This is a genomic window from Pyrobaculum sp. (assembly GCF_049971835.1).
Taxonomy (GTDB): Archaea; Thermoproteota; Thermoprotei; order Thermoproteales; family Thermoproteaceae; genus Pyrobaculum.
The window spans coordinates 1-1,915 of sequence record NZ_JBMFKV010000301.1 but is presented as its reverse complement, the minus strand read 5'-3'; the positions used below and the strand labels follow the sequence as shown (position 1 = coordinate 1,915).

The window sequence follows — 1,915 nt, the reverse complement described above, 5'->3', positions numbered from 1 at the left end:
AGACTCCACCCCCATCAGCACCTCCAGATCTCCGCTCGTGAGGCGTACCTGTCTTTTCCTTTTGCTTCATTTCCTCATGCCAAGGGCCTTCAGCACAGCGGCTCTGTCATGTATAACAACGTGGCCGTGGATCGCGCCGCTGCTCACTTTGTAGAACCTCGCATCTTTTTCCACAGCCACCTCGCGGCCCTCCAACATCACCTTCGTCCTCACCCAGTACTTGGTGCTCCTTCCTTTTGTTCTTCTCTCTCGACGCCTCCACCTTTTCTATACGCAACTGTAGTCTAACTAGAAATTTCATAGGCATAAAATTTATAACCTTTGAAGTTCGTGTACTATATGCCAATTGAAGAATTCTTATTACCCAGTGAAGAGATTTATATAAGAGGTGTAACGGTGCAATACGGTAATAATATTTATGAAGTTTTTATAACGAATTTACGCCTTCTTTTATATGCAAGAAGAGGTTTAATCTTAAAAAAAGATGATTTAATATCTATAAAACTTAGCGATATCCAAAATATCCAATATAGAGAAGAAGGCTTAATCAATAAAAAGGGAATATTAATCGTTGATTTAATTGACAGAAGGATATCTTTAATAGGATCTCCACAAGGTATGAAGACATTATACCAAAATTTAATGGCTCATTGGGGTCATTAAAAATGTCACAAGACGAGTACACTAATATCGTATTGTCACATCTTAGGTCATTGACCCACATAGATTTAGATTTCTATTTACTTCCTTCACATCTGCAACTTAAGATAAAAAGGGCCTCAGAATTGTTAAAAAGACTCATGTCACTAAAAACGATGATGAATTTTTCTTTGAGTAAGAGAAAGAAAATTTTAACATTTAAAAAAAGTGAACTTATTAAAGAAGAGGAAGAATATAAATTTCTATATGAGCGTCTTGAAAAAGAATACAATATTTTAATAGAGGAGATAGCTGAAGAAATAAAACATATTATCCCTTAGGTTATAGGTTACATTTAGTTACTTAGAGCTACAACAATATATCGCAGATAAGCTCTTATTAAGCGGGCGGATGTGGGGTGGGGACAAGTGGCGTGACTACCTATGCCTTCGGCCTCTTCAGCCGTGAGAGGCATAACAGCCTCTCGCAGTTATATAGTGCCTTAGTAGTGGCCTCTATTCTCCCGCTGGCTTTGCACACCACATAGAGAGGATCCGCGTATGTGCTACGGCGCCTCGCTACACGACCTTGCCCACCACCTTCAGTCTTATCTTCACGTATAGACGCGGCCGCAGGTATATATGGAGGGCTACAATATGAGTGTAAGACGCGCCAAGATTGAGGCGCTGAACACGGCCGATCTACCACAGCCCCAGCTAATGTAGTGCCGGTCAAGACCCCGCGGAGCGGGGGGCTAGAGAGGCTAGTGTTTTCAAAATAATCCAACAGCACCAGCGGAGATGCGGCGCCGTCTCGCAACGCTGGAATACGCACTCCACCGCTGTGTGCGTCAAGCGGGGATTTCGGTAAGCCGCCTCGCACGCTCCCGCCGACCCTTCGAAGTGCGCGTCAAGGCGTCTACAGACCCCGCCCGGCAGTCAGCAAACCGGCCAGAAGTCGCCATAGCGGAGGGGGGCGGTGGGCTGAAGCTTAGGCGTGAAGATCGCGACGCAAAACCCTCATTACCTCTATGAAAACTTTTCCTCGGCGAGCATCTCATGCCCCCTCTATAAAAACAAAAATAATTAAGATATTCGCTTTAAAAATAACCAACAAAAAATATATAGATAAATGTTTTGAACAACTGAGTCTATATATTTATATTATCTGTATTAATTAAGCTATTGTTTTAAACCAGCAGCTCTGTAGACCATACTAAAACTTCTAAAAACCTTCCCCATATGCAAAGATATGTAGCGACGCGGTTCTCACACAC

At 42.9% G+C, this 1,915-nt stretch carries 3 protein-coding genes; 2 read left to right on the top strand and 1 reads right to left on the bottom strand.

The annotated features are described in order from the left end of the window. Positions 1–66: 66 nt before the first annotated feature. Positions 67–213 (bottom strand): hypothetical protein, encoded by a 147-nt coding sequence (locus ACP5J3_RS13935; protein WP_428496236.1) that lies wholly within the window; start codon positions 211–213, stop codon positions 67–69. A 126-nt stretch (positions 214–339) separates the two neighbouring features. On the opposite strand from ACP5J3_RS13935, the gene ACP5J3_RS13930 reads away from it, so the two are divergent. Both ACP5J3_RS13930 and ACP5J3_RS13925 read left to right on the top strand, forming a co-directional pair. After that, positions 340–663, top strand: a complete 324-nt coding sequence (locus tag ACP5J3_RS13930) for a hypothetical protein (RefSeq protein ID WP_428496235.1) — start codon at positions 340–342, stop codon at positions 661–663. A 152-nt stretch (positions 664–815) separates the two neighbouring features. After that, a complete protein-coding gene (locus ACP5J3_RS13925) occupies positions 816–980 on the top strand; it encodes a hypothetical protein (RefSeq protein ID WP_428496234.1) in 165 nt (54 codons plus the stop codon). Positions 981–1,915 lie beyond the last annotated feature (935 nt).

What these genes read in the sequence shown, in the direction of transcription:
- ACP5J3_RS13925 (WP_428496234.1), top strand. Translation starts at nt 816, where the DNA reads ATGATGAATTTTTCTTTGAGTAAGAGAAAGAAAATTTTAACATTTAAA.
- ACP5J3_RS13930 (WP_428496235.1), top strand. Translation starts at nt 340, where the DNA reads ATGCCAATTGAAGAATTCTTATTACCCAGTGAAGAGATTTATATAAGA.